At 66.9% G+C, this 17,962-nt stretch carries 16 protein-coding genes; 9 read left to right on the forward strand and 7 right to left on the reverse strand.

Annotation, left to right across the window (positions count from 1 at the left end; genetic code table 11):
* Positions 1–23 precede the first annotated feature (23 nt).
* The 3 genes from C6I20_RS03410 to C6I20_RS03420 are packed head-to-tail and all read left to right on the forward strand — an operon-like array spanning position 24 to position 2,271.
* The gene (locus C6I20_RS03410) at positions 24–800 is read left to right on the forward strand and encodes an SDR family oxidoreductase (RefSeq protein ID WP_118398546.1); all 777 of its coding nucleotides are present in this window, start codon (positions 24–26) and stop codon (positions 798–800) included.
* Between the two features lie 32 nt (positions 801–832).
* Complete coding sequence (locus C6I20_RS03415; RefSeq protein WP_254052233.1) at positions 833–1,261, forward strand: SRPBCC domain-containing protein; 429 nt, start codon at positions 833–835, stop codon at positions 1,259–1,261.
* A complete protein-coding gene (locus C6I20_RS03420; protein ID WP_118394679.1) occupies positions 1,258–2,271 on the forward strand; it encodes an alcohol dehydrogenase catalytic domain-containing protein in 1,014 nt (337 codons plus the stop codon). The genes C6I20_RS03415 and C6I20_RS03420 overlap by 4 nt, the downstream gene beginning before the upstream one ends.
* Positions 2,272–2,302: 31 nt before the next feature.
* On the opposite strand, the gene C6I20_RS03425 is transcribed toward C6I20_RS03420, so the two are convergent.
* Genes C6I20_RS03425 through C6I20_RS03435 form a run of 3 tightly spaced genes read right to left on the reverse strand, consistent with a single transcriptional unit; the run spans position 2,303 to position 6,654 of the window.
* Positions 2,303–3,862 carry a succinic semialdehyde dehydrogenase gene (locus C6I20_RS03425; RefSeq protein WP_118394680.1) on the reverse strand — a complete coding sequence of 520 codons (1,560 nt, stop codon included), beginning with the start codon at positions 3,860–3,862 and terminating at the stop codon, positions 2,303–2,305.
* On the reverse strand, positions 3,859–5,478 hold the full coding sequence (locus C6I20_RS03430; protein WP_118394681.1) for a GMC family oxidoreductase: 1,620 nt from the start codon (positions 5,476–5,478) through the stop codon (positions 3,859–3,861). Before C6I20_RS03430 ends, C6I20_RS03425 begins: the two co-directional genes overlap by 4 nt.
* Before the next feature lie 12 nt (positions 5,479–5,490).
* On the reverse strand, positions 5,491–6,654 hold the full coding sequence (locus C6I20_RS03435) for a steroid 3-ketoacyl-CoA thiolase (protein WP_118394682.1): 1,164 nt from the start codon (positions 6,652–6,654) through the stop codon (positions 5,491–5,493).
* Between the two features lie 103 nt (positions 6,655–6,757).
* Here C6I20_RS03435 and C6I20_RS03440 point away from each other — a divergent pair, with 103 nt between their 5' ends.
* Complete coding sequence (locus C6I20_RS03440) at positions 6,758–7,990, forward strand: cytochrome P450 (protein ID WP_254052234.1); 1,233 nt, start codon at positions 6,758–6,760, stop codon at positions 7,988–7,990.
* Between the two features lie 163 nt (positions 7,991–8,153).
* On the opposite strand, the gene C6I20_RS03445 is transcribed toward C6I20_RS03440, so the two are convergent.
* From C6I20_RS03445 to C6I20_RS03455, 3 genes are read right to left on the reverse strand one after another with little or no spacing between them, the layout of a single operon-like run.
* Entirely contained in the window at positions 8,154–9,320 is a 1,167-nt protein-coding gene (locus C6I20_RS03445; protein ID WP_118394683.1) for a thiolase domain-containing protein, read from the reverse strand.
* Positions 9,317–10,375, reverse strand: a complete 1,059-nt coding sequence (locus tag C6I20_RS03450; RefSeq protein WP_118394684.1) for a thiolase domain-containing protein — start codon at positions 10,373–10,375, stop codon at positions 9,317–9,319. Before C6I20_RS03450 ends, C6I20_RS03445 begins: the two co-directional genes overlap by 4 nt.
* A gap of 46 nt (positions 10,376–10,421) precedes the next feature.
* Positions 10,422–11,381, reverse strand: a complete 960-nt coding sequence (locus C6I20_RS03455) for a Zn-ribbon domain-containing OB-fold protein (protein ID WP_118394685.1) — start codon at positions 11,379–11,381, stop codon at positions 10,422–10,424.
* A 113-nt stretch (positions 11,382–11,494) separates the two neighbouring features.
* Here C6I20_RS03455 and C6I20_RS03460 point away from each other — a divergent pair, with 113 nt between their 5' ends.
* Genes C6I20_RS03460 through fadD8 form a run of 3 tightly spaced genes read left to right on the forward strand, consistent with a single transcriptional unit; the run spans position 11,495 to position 14,379 of the window.
* The gene (locus C6I20_RS03460) at positions 11,495–11,959 is read left to right on the forward strand and encodes a nuclear transport factor 2 family protein (RefSeq protein WP_118394686.1); all 465 of its coding nucleotides are present in this window, start codon (positions 11,495–11,497) and stop codon (positions 11,957–11,959) included.
* The gene (locus tag C6I20_RS03465) at positions 11,956–12,804 is read left to right on the forward strand and encodes an SDR family oxidoreductase (RefSeq protein WP_118394687.1); all 849 of its coding nucleotides are present in this window, start codon (positions 11,956–11,958) and stop codon (positions 12,802–12,804) included. The genes C6I20_RS03460 and C6I20_RS03465 overlap by 4 nt, the downstream gene beginning before the upstream one ends.
* Positions 12,805–12,807: 3 nt before the next feature.
* Positions 12,808–14,379, forward strand: a complete 1,572-nt coding sequence (gene fadD8, locus C6I20_RS03470; protein WP_118394688.1) for a fatty-acid--CoA ligase FadD8 — start codon at positions 12,808–12,810, stop codon at positions 14,377–14,379.
* An 18-nt stretch (positions 14,380–14,397) separates the two neighbouring features.
* Here fadD8 and C6I20_RS03475 read toward each other — a convergent pair whose 3' ends face one another.
* On the reverse strand, positions 14,398–15,192 hold the full coding sequence (locus C6I20_RS03475; RefSeq protein WP_118394689.1) for a crotonase/enoyl-CoA hydratase family protein: 795 nt from the start codon (positions 15,190–15,192) through the stop codon (positions 14,398–14,400).
* 47 nt (positions 15,193–15,239) lie between these two features.
* Between C6I20_RS03475 and C6I20_RS03480 the strand changes: the two genes are divergently transcribed.
* Together C6I20_RS03480 and C6I20_RS03485 are read left to right on the forward strand one after the other, a co-directional pair.
* Positions 15,240–16,874, forward strand: coding sequence for an acyl-CoA synthetase (locus C6I20_RS03480; RefSeq protein ID WP_118394690.1), 1,635 nt, complete (start codon positions 15,240–15,242; stop codon positions 16,872–16,874).
* A complete protein-coding gene (locus C6I20_RS03485; protein ID WP_118398552.1) occupies positions 16,864–17,961 on the forward strand; it encodes a nitronate monooxygenase family protein in 1,098 nt (365 codons plus the stop codon). Before C6I20_RS03480 ends, C6I20_RS03485 begins: the two co-directional genes overlap by 11 nt.
* Position 17,962: the final 1 nt, after the last annotated feature.

The raw sequence follows: 17,962 nt of genomic DNA on the forward strand, positions 1-17,962 counted from the left end.
CGCGACGACGTCAGACGGTGACCGTGATTCTCAGCGACGAAGTCGTCATCATCTCCGGGGTTGGCGCCGGCCTCGGTGCCAAGCTCGCGGCCCGTGCGGCGGCCGAGGGTGCCAAGGTCGTGCTGGCGGCCAGGTCCGGCGATGTCACGGATCAGGTGGCCGCTCAGATCACCGCGGCCGGTGGCGACGCGATCGCCGTGCGGTGCGACGTGCGCAAGCGCGAGGACGTCGAGCGGGTCGCAGCGACGGCCGTGGAGACCTTCGGTGCGATCACAGGCCTGGTCAACGCGGCGTACTCGCACCCCGGTCTCAGCGATCTGCTGGAGACCTCGGACCAGCAGCTGCGTCGGTCGATGGACGTCATCCTGCACGGCGGGTTGGAGATGAGTCGGGCGGTGGTCCCGCACATGGCCGGGGGCGGCTCGATCGTCAACGTCGGCACGATGTCGACCCGCAAGCCGATGCGTGGTGAAGGCGGCTATGCCGTCGCCAAGGCCGCGATGGGGTGCGCCACCCAATACCTGGCTCTCGAGCTCGGCGAGAAGGGCATTCGGGTCAACCAGGCCGTCCTGGGCTGGCTGGACGGACCGGGCGTCCGGTTCTTCCTGACGATGACGGCCGAAGCCTCGGGTATCTCCGAGCAGGAGGTCTACGACGACATAGCGTCACGCAATCCACTCAACCGAATCCCGGCGGACGAGGCGTGTGCCGGAGCCGTCCTGTACTTGCTGTCGAGCCTGGCCTCGGAGGTCACCGGCGCGATCATCGATGTCAATGGCGGGGAGTACATGCCGGCATGAGGTCGCCAGAAGTTGAGCACACGGTCACGTCGGTGAGGGTCCAGATCGAGGCACCGGCAGCGTTCGTGTGGGACGTGCTGGTCGACTACGCGAGGTACCCGGAGTGGAATCCGTTCACCATCGAGGTGCGTACGACACTGGAGATCGGTTCGTCGATCGAGCTGACTCTTCCGTCGTACGACGGAACCGGCGTGATGCTGGTCAGCCAGGAGCGCGTCCGTGAGGTCGAGCCGCCGCACCACCTGCGGTACGACAACCGCGACGAGGTCCCGGGAGTGCTGGGCGTGCGGGATCAGTGGATCGCGTCTCTCGGACCGGGCCGCTGCTCGTACGTCACGACCAACACGCTCAGCGGCGAGCACGCCGCCCTCGTGATCGGCCTCACGGGGGAGTGGATCAAGTCGGGCCTGGACTCTGTGGCCCGGGCGCTGAAGGTTCGCGCCGAGGAGCTGTCGGCATGAAGGCGCGACTGACCGAGCTCGGCTGGGACACCGATCTCGTGATTGAGCTGGACGCCGCCGCGCCGATCGCTGCAGGCCGGGAGATCGTGGTCGAGGTCGAGGCCTGCGGTGTGTGCGGGCGCGACTGCATAGATCGTGCAGGACGGTTCGGGTTCGTGCAGGTGCCGATCATCCCCGGTCACGAGGCGGTCGGTCGGGTCATTGGCATCGGCCCCGACGTCACCGAATGGGCGGTTGGTCAGAGAGTCGCCTCGATGCATCGTGACGCGTGCGGCGCGTGCGAGCCGTGCATCGACGGCGAGACCTCGTTGTGTGGGAGTGCAGCGGCGGTGCTCGGCCTGCTGATCGACGGTGGCTATGCCCGGTGGCTCGTCGCACCTGAGGGTTGCTTCTACGCGATGCCGGACCACATCGAGCCCGCCCTGGCGGCGGTGTTCAACTGCACGCTCGGGACGGCCTGGCGCGGGCTCACGCGGGCCGGGGTCCGCGCCGGCTCCCGGGTGCTCGTGACCGGCGCCAACGGCGGCGTGGGCGCCGCGGCGCTCCAGATCGCCAACAGCCTCGGCGCGATCGCAATCGCGGTCGTCCGTCGCCAGGAGCACGTCGGTGCCGCCACGGCCCAGGGCGCTGCCCACGTCGTGGTCGACGACGGCGGCGGCTTCCACAAGCAGATCCCCGGAGGACCGATCGATGTCGCGATGGACTGCGTCGGCGCGCCGACCTTCAACTCCTCGCTGCGCTCGCTCGCCGTCGGCGGGCGGCTCGTGGCGGTCGGCAACATCACCGGCGAGCGCATCGACCTCAACATCGGCTACGTGATCACCTTCGGCCTGCAGGTGATCGGCTCGTCAGGTGCCAATCGGGCTGACATGGCGGCATTGCTGGCACACCACGAACGCCATCCGTTGGATGTCCCCATCCACGCCCGGATGCCGCTCGCCGAAGCCGATCGTGCGCAGCGGATCGTCGCCGCGGGCGGGCTGCACGGACGCGTCGTGCTCGTCCCGTGACAGCCCGATCGGGACTGGCCGGCCCAGGCTCCTAGCGGAGTCGGGTCTTGCGCATCAGCCTCAGGGAGAGCTGGGTCTGCTTGGCATAGGCCTCGTAGGTCTGCTTGCCCTGCGGCTCCATGATCTGCTTCTTGAGCACGCCGATGTTCTGGGCGTCGGTGTACTTCAGCAGCCCCTGGTCGCCGTGACGGGCACCGACCCCGGACCGCTTGACGCCGCCTGACGGAGTGCCCTTCGAGGCGAAGGCCGTGGCCAGGATGTCGTTGATGTTGACGTTGCCCGAGTCGATGCGTCGGGCCACTGACTTCGCGCGGTCGATGTCGGCACTCCAGACGCTGGCATTGAGCCCGTACTCGGTGTCGTTGGCCAGGTCGATGGCCTCGTCCTCGGTGGCGAAGCGGTACAGACCCACCACAGGCCCGAACGTCTCGGTCGTCCCCGCGAGCATGTCCTTTGTGACGCCCTCGAGGATCGTCGGCTCGAAGAAGGCGGGGCCGAGATCAGGTCGGGCCTCGCCGCCGGTCAGCACGGTGGCTCCCTTGGCCTTGGCATCCTCGACATGGGCGATGACGCGGTCCCGATGGTCGACCGAGACCAGCGATCCCATGTCCGGCTCGAAGTCGTAGCTGGCGCCGACGTTCATCGCAGCGGTCGCGGCGACGAACTTGTCGCGGAACTCGTCGTAGATCGAGTCGTGCACGTACATCCGCTCGATGTGCATGCAGATCTGTCCGGAGTTGCCGAAGCCGCCGAACAGTGCGGCGTGGACGGCCTCGTCGACATCGGCGTCCGCCAGGACCAGCATGGGGTTCTTGCCGCCGAGCTCGAGGCAGGCGCCGATGAGGTTCTTGCCGGCAAGCTCGCCGATGACCTGGCCGGTGGCCGTGGAGCCCGTGAACATGACGTAGTCGGCATGTTCCAGCATCGGGCCGCCGACGTCGGGCCCCTCACCGCAGATGACCTGCAGCAGGCCGACCGGAAGCCCAGCCTGCTCCAACAACTTGACGCCGAGCAGCGGGGACAGGGCGGTTTTGTTGTCGGGCTTGAGCACGACGCCGTTGCCGGCGATCAGAGCCGGAATGGTGTCGGAGATCCCCGTCGCGAACGGGAAGTTCCACGGGGCGATGATCGCCACGACGCCCTTGGGGCGACGCACCTCGGTCGAGCTCGAGAGGACCGGCACAGGTCCAGCACGCTTGTGCTCCTTGAGCAGTGACGGTGCACGCTTGATGTAGTGGCTCGTGCCCATCGGCACGTCGCAGGTCTCCTCGAAGGCCATGCGCCGGTTCTTGCCGCTCTCGGCCTGGATCACGTCGGTGATGAGGAACTGGTTGTCGAGCACCAGGGCATGGAACTTCTTGAGCACCTTGAGCCGCTTCTTGATCGACCACGCGCCCCAGATCTTCTGCGCGTTCCGCGAGGTCGCGAATGCCTGCGCGACGTCCTCAGGTGATGACTGCGGCAGCTCGACCAACAGATCGCCGGTGTAGACCTCGGTCAGCTTCCAGGTGTTGCCGGTGCCGCCGGGGACCCGCCGCACCAGCCCCTCGAGGAACTTCTCGGTGAGCGCCGCGGGGCGTGCCGTGCTCATGCCAGCACCAGATCGGCGGCCTTGTCGCCGATCATGATCGAAGGTGCGTTGGTGTTGCCGCCGATGATCGACGGCATGATCGACGCATCCGCGACGCGCAGTCCCTCGATGCCCTTGACCTTGAGATCCGGCCCGACGACTGCTCGCTCGTCGGTGCCCATCCTGCAGGTGCCGACACCGTGGTAGACCGTCGTCGCGCGGTTGAGGAGCTCGGTCTTCATGGCCTCGGAGTCGATCCCCGCACCCGGGTGCAACTCGGACTTCACATTGCCTCCGAATGCGGCGGACGCCATGATCTCGCGGATCATCTCGACGCCTTCCAGCAGGACCTGTCGGTCGTCGGCTTCGGCGAGATAGTTCATGTCGATGATCGGAGCCGCGCTCGGATCGCTGGACGCCAGCCGCACCGAGCCCCGGCTGCGGGGGTAGATGAGGGTGGCCAGGATGGTCAGCGCCGGGTGGCGGTCGACCTTGTGGCGGATCGGCGCATCCTGGTTGGGCGAGGGGTAGGCCCACGGCAGGACGTGGAGCTGCATGTCCGGGGCGTCGGTCGCCAGCGAGGTGCGAACGAACGCGACGGACTCGAACACCGAGTTCTCCATGAACGACCCGCCGCGGGTCATCTCCTTGGCGAGCCCGCGGGCGAAGTAGGTGGGGATGCCGCGGTGGATGGCGTTCGGCATCGTGAAGGTTGTCGGCACGAACAGGTGATCGTGCAGGTTGTCGCCCACGGGGAGATCTGCCTTGACCTCGATGCCGTGCTCGGCGAGATGGGCCGCTGGGCCGACGCCGGAGAGCATCAGCAGCTGGGGTGATCCGAACACTCCTGCCGAGAGGATGACTTCCTTGCCGGCTCGTATCGTCCGCTTCTTGCCGCCCTTGTCAGCGACCTCGACGCCCGTCGCGCGACCGTTCTCGATCACGATCCGCTGGACGTGGACCTCGGACTGGACCTGGAGTGTCGGCCGATCGGTGTTGGTCAGGTATCCGCGGGACGCGGAGTAGCGCTTGCCGCCGTGGGCGCTCTGCTGGAACCGGCTGACGCCCTCCTGCTCTGCCGCGTTGTAGTCGTTGAGGTTCTTGACACCGAGCGTGTCGGTCGCGGCCTGCTCGAACTGCAGCGAGGCCTCGGTCGGCTGGGTGTGACGGGTCACCTTGATCGGCCCGCCTGCGCCGCGGTAGTCGTCGGCACCGTCCTCGAAGTCCTCGACCCGCTGGTAGACCTTGTTGACTGAGTCGGCGTCCCAGCCGGCGTTGCCCTCGGCAGCCCAGCTGTCGTAGTTGACCCGGTTGCCGCGTACCCACAGCAGGCCGTTGATCGAGCTTGAGCCGCCAATCACCTTGCCCCGGGTCTGCGGGATCACGCGATCGAGCATGTGCTTCTGAGGTGTGGTCTTGTAGCCCCAGTCGAACGCCTTCTTGATCTGTGGGACCGCGTGCATCGGGCCCATCATCCCGGGCTTCGTGACGAGGATCGAAGTGTCCTTCTTGCCCGCCTCGAGCAGGATGACGGATGCTCCGGCTGCTGCGAGCCGAGATGCGACGGCGGAGCCCGCGCTGCCGGCACCCACGACGACGTAGTCGGCTTCGCCGCGGAGAGAAGTCTTGTCGGTCATGGCGATCCTTTGTCAGATGCGTTCGATGATGGTGCCGGATGCCTGTGCGCCACCGGCACACATGGCGATCAGTGCAGTGCTGGCGTCGCGACGTTCGAGCTCGTGCAGCGCGGTCGTGAGCAGTCGGGTTCCGGTCGAGCCGACCGGATGACCCAGAGCGATAGCGCCGCCGTTCACGTTGATCTTGTCCGCGGGGACCGAGTGGACCTTGGCCCATGACATCACGACGCCGGCAAAGGCCTCGTTGACCTCGCAGATGTCGATGTCAGCCATGGACATGCCGGTGTCGGCCAGCAGCTTCTCGGTGGCCTGGACAGGTCCGTCGAGGTGGTAGTACGGATCGGCGCCGACGAGGCAGCTCGAGACGATGCGGGCCCGCGGGGTGAGTCCGAGGGATGCGGCCAGATCGGAGTCCATCACCAGGAGGGCGGAGGCGCCGTCGGAGATCTGGGACGACGTGCCAGCAGTGTGGATGCCCCCGGGGAGCACGGGGTTGAGTCCCGCGAGCTTTTCGAGCGAGGTCTCGCGGATGCCCTGATCGGCATCGACGACCTCGGTGGCACCAGTGGGCTTGCCGTCCTCGCCGAGGACGGGTGCCTTGATGGCAAAGATCTCGCGGGAGAAACGCCCCTCTTCGCGAGCCGCGCGAGCCTTCTCCTGGGACCAGAGGCCGAATGCATCGACATCGGCCCTGGAGAAGCCGCGGTCGCGGACAATGCGATCGGCGCCCTCGAACTGGTTGGGCAGGTCGATCGACCAGTCATCTGGTCGGGGAGAGCCGGCTCCGGCCGGAACGTTGGCGCCCAGCGGCACGCGAGACATCGACTCGACACCGCACGCCATCCCGGCCTTGATCAGCCCGGATCCAATCATGGCGTGGATCAGATGGGTCGCCTGCTGGGCCGACGAGCACTGGGCGTCGATCTGGCTGGAGGCCGTGGCATTGGGAAGACCTGCGTGCATCCAGGCGCGACGCACCATGTTGTTGGACTGCTCGCCCGCCGACGTGACGTTGCCGCCGATCACCTGCTCGACGAGCTCGGCGGGAATCCCAGCACGCGAGATCACCTCTGCCTGGGCCAGGCCCAGCAATACTGCGGGATGGAGTCCGGCTAGCTGGCCGTTCCGCTTGCCCTGCGGCGTGCGGACGGCATCGACGATCACTGGGGTGCCCATGGAGTAAAACTAGAACACGTTCTCGTATTTGACAAGGCTTCCGAAAGGCCTCGAGACGTGCCAAGATAGAACTAGAACGTGTTATAGAAATCTAGGAGACCCTGTGACCACGACGCCTGACCTGCCCCGCGGGTTCGATCCGACCGACCCGAGCCTGAACCAGGAGCGCGTTCCGCTCAAGGAGTTCATGGAGCTGCGGCAGACGGCGCCGGTGTTCTGGGTCGAACAGCCCGAAGAATCGCGCGCTGGCATGGAGGGTGGCACGGGCTACTGGGCCCTCAGCAAGCATGAGGATGTCTCGGCTGCGTCGCGGAGCAAGGAATTCGTGACCAGCGAGAACACGGCCATCATCCGGTTCGCCCCGGAGATGACGCGCGATCAGCTCGAGATGCAGCGCGTGATGCTGCTCAACCAGGATCCGCCGGTCCACACGGCGACTCGGCACATCATCAGCCGTGGCTTCACGCCTCGCTCGATCGCCGCGCAGCGCGACAGCCTCGCAGCGTACTCCGAGGCCATCGTCAAGGCCGCCCTGGCGAAGGGCACCGGGGACTTCGTCGAAGAAGTCGCCGCCGAACTGCCACTGCAGACGATCGCTGAGCTCCTGGGAGTACCCCACGAGGATCGCAAGAAGCTTTTCGAGTGGTCGAACCAGATGATGTCGTACGACGACCCCGAGTATGACGTCGATCCTGAGACCGCGAGCATCGAGATCCTGGGCTACTTCATGGCGTTGGCCGAGGAGCGCAAGGCCGATCCGCGCGACGACATCGTGACCAAGCTGGTCACAGCGGGCGAGGACGGTGAGGGGCTGACCTCCGACGAGTTCGGTTACTTCACCATCTTGTTGGCGGTGGCCGGCAACGAGACAACCCGCAATGCCATCACCCACGGGATGAACGCCTTCTTCGACAACCCTGATCAGTGGGAGCTCTTCAAGCGAGAGCGCCCCGCTTCGGCAGTTGACGAGATCATCCGCTGGGCCACGCCGGTGACGTCGTTCCAGCGCACGGCGACCGAGGACACGACGCTGGGCGGCGTCGACATCAAGAAGGGGCAGCGTGTGGGCTTGTTCTATGCCAGCGCCAACCACGACTCGGACGTCTTCGAGAACCCCGACGAGTTCAACATCCTGCGCGATCCCAACCCACACCTCTCCTTCGGTGGGCACGGCGCGCACTACTGCATCGGTGCGAACCTGGCCCGGCTGGAAGTGGAGCTCATGTTCAACGCGATCGCCGACCACATGCCCGACATCACCAAGGTCGCCGAGCCGCGCCGACTGCGTCACGGCTGGATCAACGGCATCAAGGAGCTGCAGGTCAAGTACTCCTAGGGCACGCGCCTCGTGGCGAGACGGCCGGCCAACCCTTGCGGGGTCGGCCGGCCGCGTTGCGCTCACGTACTGAGCGGTGACTTGGTGGGCTTTCGCGCGAGCCCCAGGTGGCTCAGTCGGCTTTCGCGAGCGGGAAAGCCGACTAGGTCACCGCTCGCGGGGGTTAGTGGGTGGGTTTGTCAGCTCCGACGACCCACATCGCGAAGAACTGCGAGCCGCCTCCGTAGGCGTGGCCGAGCGCCTTGCGGGCACCATCGACCTGGTGCTCGCCGGCCTCGCCCATGACCTGCAATGCTGCCTCGCCGAAACGCAGCATGCCGCTCGCGCCGATCGGGTTCGAGGACAGCACTCCGCCACTCATGTTGATCGGGATGCGTCCCTCGATACGAGTCTCGCCGGCCTCGGTGAGCTTCCAGCCATCGCCCGGGGCGGCGAAGCCGAGGTTCTCCAGCCACATGGGCTCGAACCACGAGAACGGCACGTAGATCTCGGCGCAGTCGATCTCGTCGATGGGCGAGGTGATGCCGGCCTGCTTCCACAGTGCCGCCGAGGCGTCGCGACCCGCGTGCGGGTTGACCTGGTCGCGCTCGGCCGCGGTCGTCGGCTCGCTGCGCATCTGGGTGCCATGGATCCACGCCGGATTGGTGATCCCGGATGCTGCGACAGCCGCCTCCGAGGCGATCACGAGGGCGCAGGCGCCGTCGGACGACGGGCACGTCTCGTCATATCTGATGGGGTCCCAGAGCATCTGCGAGGCCAGAACCGACTCGACCGTGGTCTCGGGGTTGTGCAGGTGGGCGTAGGGATTCTTGAGCGCGTTCTGCCGGTCCTTGGCCGCGACCACGGCACCGATGTGACTCGGCGCGCCGGATCGACGGATGTACGAGCGAACGTGCGGAGCGAAGTAGCCGCCGGCCCCAGCGTGGACCGGCATGATGAACGGCACCGGCACCGACAGCGCCCACATGGCATTGGACTCCGACTGCTTCTCGAATGCGACGGTCAGGACGCGCTCGTGGATGCCAGCCTCGACCAGTGATGCGGCCACGATGGCGGTCGAGCCGCCGACGGAGCCGGCCGTGTGCACCCGCAGCAGTGGCTTGCCGGGAGCGCCGAGCGCCTCGGCGAGATACAGCTCGGGCATCATGACGCCCTCGAAGAGGTCGGGTGCCTTGCCGACGACGATGGCGTCGATGTCGGCGAACGTCAGCTCGGCATCGGCCAGGGCGCGGTCGACCGCCTCGCGCAGGAGTCCGGCGATCGAGACGTCGCTGCGCTTGGCGCGGTGGTGCGTCTGCCCGACGCCGATCACAGCAGCCAGGGTTGTCATGCCCTGCCCTCCATCGTCAGTACGAGGTTTTGTTGCAGGGCGGGGCCGGAGGTGGCGTGCGCGAGTGCCCGCTGGGAGCTGCCGGCCCACACCTGCTGCGCAGCCTCGCCGATCCGGTTGAGCCCTGCGCTGAACATCGGGTTGGCCGTGAGCGCCCCGCCGGACGGATTGACGCGGACGTCGTCGCTGAGGCCGAGGGCCGATCCGAGAATCAGCTCCTGGTGGGAGAACGGCGCATGCAGCTCGACCAGGTCGATGCCAGCAGCGCCGGCAGCCGCGCCCGCCGCCGCGGTGCTGGGCGACGTCGTGAGGTCGCGACTGTTGAGGGCTCCGGGTTCGATGCGGTGCTCGAAACCGGTGATCCATGCGGCCGGGCCGCGCAGTCGATCGAAGGCCGGCGCATCTGCTGCCGAAATCACCATGGCTGCGGCACCGTCCGAGACGGGGGCGCAGTCCCAGCGGCGCAGCGGGTCGGCGTACATCGGCTGGGCCAGGACATCGTCGACGGTCCTGCGGCCGGCCCGGATCGCGTACTCGTTGTCGGCGGCATCGCTCATCGATCGAGCGACGACGGACGCCATCTGATCGGAGTCCCAAACGCCCTGCTCCAGGCCTGACCGCGCCTGGATCGCGGCGACTGACACGGCGTCGGCCCAGAGGGGTTGGACGGTGTACGGATCCATCTGCAGCGACAAGATGCGGCGCAGCTGACCTGCGCTGGCCTTGCCGAAGCCGTAGACCAGAGCCGAGTCGACCAGTCCGGTCTGGATCTTCACCCACGCCTCGTAGAGGGCCCAGGCCGCGTCCATCTCGACGTGCGACTCCATCACTGGCGGGAGGGCGCCGATCGCATCGACGGCCGAGACGAACGAGAACGAACGGCCGGCGAGGTAGTCGCTGGACCCGGAGCACCAGAAGCCGATGTCCGACTTGGTCCATCCGGTCTGCTCGAACAGATCGGCGAAGAGGGGCACGAGCAGCTCGACGCAGGTGGGGGAGCCGTCGAACTCCTTCATCTGACGTTGGGAGAAGCCAACGATGGCCACTTCTCTCATGCCGCCACCTCCGTGAGTCGACATGCTCGCGTCTGCCTGAGCTCACTCACAGGTGCACCTTGAAGCTCTCGTAGTCGGCGTCCGGCTCGCCGGTCGGCTCGAAGTGGCTGATGTTCTCGATGCTCGTGCCCCACTCGTCGCGTGGCTTCCATACCGCCTTGACTCGCATCCCCATGCGAACGTCGGCAGGGTCGACGCCGAGCAGGAGGTGCAGGAAGGCGATGTCGGCACCGTCGAGCAGCATGTACGCCGAGACGTACGGGGGTGTGATCCGTTGACCCAGGAACGGCACGTTGACGATGCAGAAGGTCGTGACGATGCCTGAATCGGGCACCTCGACCTCGGTGGTCGTCGGAACGCCATCGACGGGACAGGCGCCGCGCGGTGGCACGTAGACCTTTTCGCACACGGGGCAGCGCTGGCCGAGGATCTTGCCCTCTGCCAGCCCGCGGAAGAACGCCGACTCCTCGGGCGAGGCCGCGAAGTCGTAGGCGAGCTTGACGGGCGAGATGATGCCCGTCACCGGCTCGCCATCCGGAGCGGGGGGCGGCGCCTCGGGGGCGCCGTCGAGGGGCTCGAACCAGCGGATGTCGGTGATGGCGCCGACGGTCTCGTCGGCCCAGCGGGCCCGCACCCGCATGCCGGTCTCGATCTGGTCGGCGCTGTCCACCGAGACCGCGTGCAGCAGGGGTCGGTCAGCTCCGTCGAGCACGATCTGCGCGAAGGCGAACGGTCGATCCAGGGGCTGGCCCTCGACGGGCTCCGGCACCCAGGCCCAGCTCTGGACCACGCCGTCACTGCTGACCGGCACGAGCTCGGTGATGGGGTCGAAGCTGACGGCGTCGTACTCGGGCGGAGGGACCGCCACGGTGCCGTCCGAGAGCACGCCGCCGAGGATCTGACGACGCTTGAGGCCGGTCATGAAGCCGGTGAGCGTGGGACCGAGAGAACGCGTGTAGTCGAATTCGACCTGCAGGGGAGCATGCAGGGTGCCGGGAGTGCCCATGGGGCAAAGTGAAACACGTTCTAGTTTTCCGGGCAAGGGGCGCAATGCCGGAGCGGGAAAGTCCACGGCTCGAACCATCGCCACAAAGTGGAACGTGTTCTAGTATTGCCGCCATGATCACATCGGACGCCATCTCGTGGAATGCCCCGAACGACGACCATCCGGCCCGCAGCGCCTCGCAGCGCTCCTACTCGGCGGTCGCCAAGGGCGATCTGGAGGAGTGGCTCACGGTCTACGCCGAGGACGCCCTGCTCGAGGACCCGGTCGGACCCTCGATGTTCGACGCCGAGGGCAAGGGCCATCGTGGTCATGAGGGGATCCGGGCCTTCTGGAACCTGGCGATCGCGCCGATCGACACGTTCCAGTTCGAGATCGACGACTCGTTCGCGAACCCGGGCAGCAACACCTGCGCCAACGTCGGACGGGTCAAGACCTCGTTCGCGGACGGCAGCCACACCACGACCGAGCTGATCATGGTCTACGTCGTCAACGACGACGGCAGGGTGGCCTCGATGAAGGCCTTCTGGGAGCCGGAGCGGACCATGGCCTCGTTCACCGCCGCCGAGGCTGCGTCATGAGCGTCTTCGGATCCAACATCCTGGCGGGAAAGGTCGCCTACGTCGCGGGCGGAACCCGCGGTTTCAATCTGGCCATCGCGAAGCGGTACGCGGAGCAGGGCGCCAGGGTCGCCGTGATGAGCCGTGATGCCGAACGATGCGCCTCGGCAGCCCAGGAGATCCAGGATGCCGGCGGCGAGGCGATCGGTCTCCCGGCCGATGCCCGCGATTACGACCGAGTGGCCGAGACCATGCAGGAGACCGCTGACAGGTTCGGCGGCATCGACATCGTCATCGCCGGACAGGCGGGCAACTTCTATGCACCTGCTCTGGGTATGACGGCGTCGGCGTTCAAGTCCGTGATCGACATCGATCTGCAGGGCACGTTCAACCTTTATCGCGCGAGCTTCGAGCACCTGCACAAGCCGGGCGCATCGCTCATCGCGATCACCGCGCCCGAAGCGGTCAAGCCGCTGCCGTTCCAGAGTCACGTGTGTGCCGCCAAGGCCGCGGTCAACATGTTGACCAAATGTCTCGCGATCGAATGGGGGCCGGCGGGGGTGCGGGTCAACGGGATCAGCCCCGGTCCCATCGAGGACACATGGGGCATGGACAACGTCATCGCGACGATGCCCGGCGTCAAGGAGCGCATCACCGCGTCGACGCCGATGCGCCGTTGGGGCACCCACGCCGACGTCGCGGACGCCGCTCTGTTCCTCGCCTCGGAGGCGTCGTCGTACGTGAGCGGCACGATCCTGGACGTCGATGGCGGCATCACGATCAACTCCGCCGGGGCTGACGGGCGCGACGCCATCAACTATCAGGACGACCCGCGCGTCAAGGGTCCCGGCCGAGGCGACCGGTAGACCATGGTTCAGGCACTCGACGAAACCTACCGCGGTCCGCACTCGGGACAGATGCTGCTGCACTCGCTTCGCCGGCACCGCAATGCGCAGGTGCTCCAGCTGGGAGACCGGAGCATCACGGGCCAGGAGATGGCCGACCAGATGAGTTGCTACGTACGGGCCCTCGAGGAGCTCGGTGCGGGCACCGGATCCGCCGTGGGCCTGTTAGCAGCCAATCGGCCCGAGGTGTTGTTCCTGATCGGCGCGGGCCAGACGCAGGGCTATCGACGCACAGCCCTGCACCCGCTTGGATCCCTCGACGACCATGCCTACGTGTTGGCGGACGCTGGGGCGAGTGCTCTGATCGTCGACAACATCCCGGCCTTCCTGGAGCGCGCCGAGGCCTTGCAGGCGAAGGTTCCATCGCTGACGACCGTGATCACGATCGACGATCTGGCCGCCAGGGCCGCCACCTATGCGCCCCAGCCCCTGGTCGCGAAGGAGCTCGCGCCCGATCATGTCGTCGGCGTCACCTACACAGGCGGCACGACCGGTCAGCCCAAGGGAGTCATCGGGACGGCCGCAAGCATTGCCGCGATGACCCAGGTGCAGCTGGCCGAGTGGGAATGGCCGGAGGCGCCCACGTTCCTGATCTGCACACCGCTGTCGCATGCAGGCGCAGCATTCTTCGCACCGACCGTGGCCAAGGGCGGGCGACTCGTGGTGCTGCCCGGCTTCGATCCCGCGACCGTGTTGCGCACGATCGAGGAGCAGAAGATCACCGCCACGATGCTGGTGCCGAGCATGCTCTACGCGCTGATGGACCATCCGGACTCCAAGACTCGCGATCTGTCGAGCCTGGAGACCGTCTACTACGGCGCGGCTCCGATCAACCCAACCCGCTTGGCCGAGGCCATCGATCGGTTCGGGCTGATCTTTGCCCAGTACTTCGGCCAGTCCGAGGCGCCGATGGTGATCTCGTACCTGGCGAAGGCCGACCACACGCCCGAGCGCCTCGCCAGCTGCGGCCGGCCGAGCGCGTTCCTCCGCACCGCGCTGCTGGGTGGGGACGGTCAGCCGGTCGAGCCGGGGCAGCCGGGTGAGATCTGTGTGGCCGGACCCGTGGTGGCAGGTGGCTACTGGAACAAGCCGGCCGAGACGGCCGAGGCATTCCATGACGGCTGGCTGCACACCGGCGATGTCGCCCGGGAGGATGAGGACGGCTTCTGGTTCATCGTCGACCGGGTCAAGGACATGATCGTCAGCGGTGGTTTCAACGTGTTTCCGCGGGAGGTCGAAGACGTCGTGGGCGAGCATCCAGCCGTCGCCCAGGTGGGAGTGATCGGCACGCCTCACGAGAAGTTCGGCGAGGCCGTCACGGCGATCGTGGTGCTGCGTGAGGACGCGCCGCGTGACGAGGAGTCGCTGGCCCGGCTGACGATAGAGATCCAGGGATCGGTCAAGGAGCGCAAGGGCGCGGTGCAGTCGCCCAAGCAGGTCATCGTGGTCGACTCCCTGCCCCTGACAGCTCTGGGCAAGCCCGACAAGAAGGCGCTCCGGGCCGAGTTCTGGACCGGAGGCCGCGGCGTCGGCTAGAGCCGACCGAGCCGAGGCTCAGCGACCCTGGAACTGCGGGGCGCGCTTCTCGGCGAACGCGCGGGGTCCTTCCTTGGCGTCCGCAGAGGCAAAGACGGCGACACCGACGGCAGCATCGTCCTTCCAGCAGTCGTCCTCGTGCTTGCCTTCGGAGTCGCGGATGGTCTTGAGCACTGCCTGGACGGCGAGTGGACCATTCGCCGCGATCAGGCCGGCCAGCTCGTGTGCCTTGGCCAGGGCCTCGCCGTCGGGAACGACGTGCCCGATGAGCCCGATCTCCTTGGCCTCCGGTGCCTTGATGTGACGTCCCGTGAGCAGGAGGTCCGCGGCGACGGTGTACGGAAGCTGCCGGGGGAGACGCACGGCAGAGCCGCCGAGCGGGTAGAGGCCCCACCGCGGCTCGGAGACACCGAACCGTGCCGACTCGCCAGCCACCCTGATGTCGGTGGCCTGCAGAATCTCGGTTCCGCCGGCGATGGCCGGGCCCTCGACCGCTGCGATGAGCGGCTTGGTCAGTCTGAATCCCTTGAGCAGTGGCTTGATGAACGCCGGATCGAACTGGCCGGACTCGAACTTGTCCGACGGGGCCGACGAGGACATCGACTTCAGGTCGGCGCCTGCGCAGAAGCATCCTTCGGCTCCGGTGAGGATCACGACCTTGACGTCGGGGTCGGAGTTGGTCCGGTCCCAGGCCTCACTCATGATCGACATCATCTCGGCCGAGAGCGCGTTGCGTGCCTCGGGACGGTTCATCGTGACGACGAGTGTGTTGCCTTCGAGCTCGACCAGGCAGTGGTCCTTGTTGGATGACATGACCAACAGCGTAGTCAAAAACAAGAACGTGTTCTAGTCTTGGCCACATGCCGCTGAACATTGCTGATCTGTTTGAGCACGCCGTTGACGTTGTCCCGGACCGACCGATCATCCAGGTCGGCCCGCGCAAGGTCACCTATGCCGAGCTGGAGGCCGCCGCCAACCAGCTGGCACACTTCCTCGCCTCACGCGGAATAGGTCGCGGCGATCACGTGGGCATCTACGCCAAGAACAGCATCGAGCACGTCGTGACGCTGCTGGCGATCTTCAAGATCCGCGCCGTCGCGATCAACGTGAACTACCGATACGTCGAGGGCGAGCTCAACTACCTCATCGAGAACTCCGACATGGTCGCGCTCCTGCATGAGCGGACCTATGCCGGGCTGGTCGCTCGGACGGCCCCCAAGCACGCCAAGCTCACCACGGTCGTGGCGATCCCCGATCCCACGGATCCGGACAACCTGGCCGACCTGTCGGCGTTCGGCGGGGTCACCTGGGACGAGGCGATAGCCGGCCAGAGCGCGGAGCGCGACTTCGAGGAGCGCAGCGGGGACGATCGCTACATCGTCTACACCGGTGGCACCACGGGATTCCCCAAGGGCGTGATGTGGCGGCACGAGGACTTCTGGCGCGTTCTCGGCGGCGGCATCGACTTCATGAGCGGCGAGCGGCTGGAGGAGTTCTCCCAGTCCAAGCAGGCCGAGAGCAATGATCCGATGGTGACCTTCCCGCTCAGCCCGCTGATGCACGGTGGCGCGCAGGCGGCGATGCTGATGCACCTGTTCGCGGGGCACCTCACGATCCTCGAGCCGGCCTTCGATGCGGCCGAGACGTGGCGGATCATCGATCGTGAGAAGGTCCAGCTGATCTTCATGACCGGCGACGCCATGGCGCGACCCCTGATCGAGGCCTACGACGCCGGGAGCTTCGACGGCAGCTCACTCGTGGCCGTTGCCAGCAGTGCGGCGATCTTCAGCCGGCCGGTCAAGGAGGTCTGGATGAAGGCCTTTCCCAACGCCTTTTTCACCGACTCGGTGGGCTCGTCCGAGACCGGGTTCTCGGGCACCGGCCTGCAGGACAGCGAGAACATCCAGGGTCAGGGACCGGTTGTCGCACTTGGCGCCGAGACTGTCGTCCTGGACGATCACCTACGGGTGATCGACCCGGCCAGCGTTGGCGCGATCGGACGACTCGCCCGCTCCGGCAGCGTGCCGGTGGGCTACTACGGCGACCCCGAGAAGTCGGCCGCCACGTTCGTCGAGGTCGATGGCGTGCGCTACTCCATCCCGGGCGACTTCGTCCGGGTCGAGGCCGACAACAAGGTGACGCTGCTCGGCCGCGGATCCAACTGCATCAACACCGGTGGCGAGAAGGTCTACCCCGAAGAGGTCGAGATGGCGCTCAAGAGCCATCCCGGTGTGTACGACGCTCTGGTGGTCGGCGTGACCGATGACCGGTGGGGACAGCATGTGTCGGCCGTGGTGCAGCCCCGGACGGATGTGCCGCCCGCCCTTGCCGACCTGCGGGACCATCTCCGTGAGCTGCTCTCGAGCTACAAGCTGCCGCGTTCGGTCGCGTATGTCGAGGAGATCCCGCGGAGCGCCACCGGCAAGGCCAACTATCCGGCCGCGAAGGAGCTGGCCGAAGCCGCTCACCGTGAGGCCGGCGCCGGTGCGCACTGAGCTTTGCGAGCGGTTCGGCATCGACTACCCGATCTTCGCGTTCACGCCCTCGGAGCATGTCGCTGCCGCTGTTTCCCGGGCCGGCGGACTCGGTGTGCTGGGCGCGGTGCGCTTCAATGACGCCGCTGAGCTGGACCGCACCCTCGACTGGCTGGATGACAACACCGACGGCAAGCCATACGGCGTCGACGTGGTCATGCCGATGACGGTGCCCACCGAGGGCACGCCGGTCGACCTGCAGTCGATGATCCCGCCCGACCACATCAGCTTCGTCGAACGCACGCTGCAGCAGCTGGGCGTTCCACCGCTGCCCGAGGGGGAGGGCCGCGATGGCGTGCTCGGCTGGCTGCACTCGGTCGCCCGTTCGCACGTCGACGTGGCGCTCAAGCACCGCCCGGTCCTGATCGCGAACGCGCTCGGTTCACCCCCCAAGGACGTCATCGATCAGGCACATGCGGCCGGCGTGCAGGTGGCTGCCCTGGCGGGTGCTGCGAAGCACGCGATGTCCCACGTGGCCAATGGCGTCGACATCATCATCGCCCAGGGCTACGAAGCGGGCGGCCACACCGGCGAGATCGCCAGCATGGTGCTGACCCCCGAGATCGTCGACGCAGTCGGGCCCGGTGTTGCCGTCCTCGGTGCCGGTGGCATCGGTCGCGGCCGTCAGGTTGCAGCCTCGCTGGCCCTGGGTGCGCAGGGCGTCTGGACGGGCTCGGTGTGGCTCACGACCGAGGAGTACCAAAACCTCAATGCCAACGCCGGCATGACCGAGGCGTTCCTGCGGGCCACGAGCTCGGACACCGTACGTACGCGCATCTACACCGGCAAGCCAGCACGACTTCTCAAGACCAAGTGGACCGACGCATGGGCCACCGAAGACGCACCCGACCCGTTGCCGATGCCGTTGCAGAACCTGCTGGTGGCCGATGCGCACAGTCGATTGAACCGTGCAGGCGACCCGGACACGGTCTCGATGCCGGTGGGTCAGATCGTCGGCTCGATGAACGAGGTGCGATCAGTCGCCGATGTGATGGCCGATCTGGTCCGCGAGTACGAACAGACGGTTGCCCGGCTCGCCAGCCTCTGAG

This window comes from Aeromicrobium sp. A1-2 (genome assembly GCF_003443875.1).
Classification (GTDB): domain Bacteria; phylum Actinomycetota; class Actinomycetes; order Propionibacteriales; family Nocardioidaceae; genus Aeromicrobium.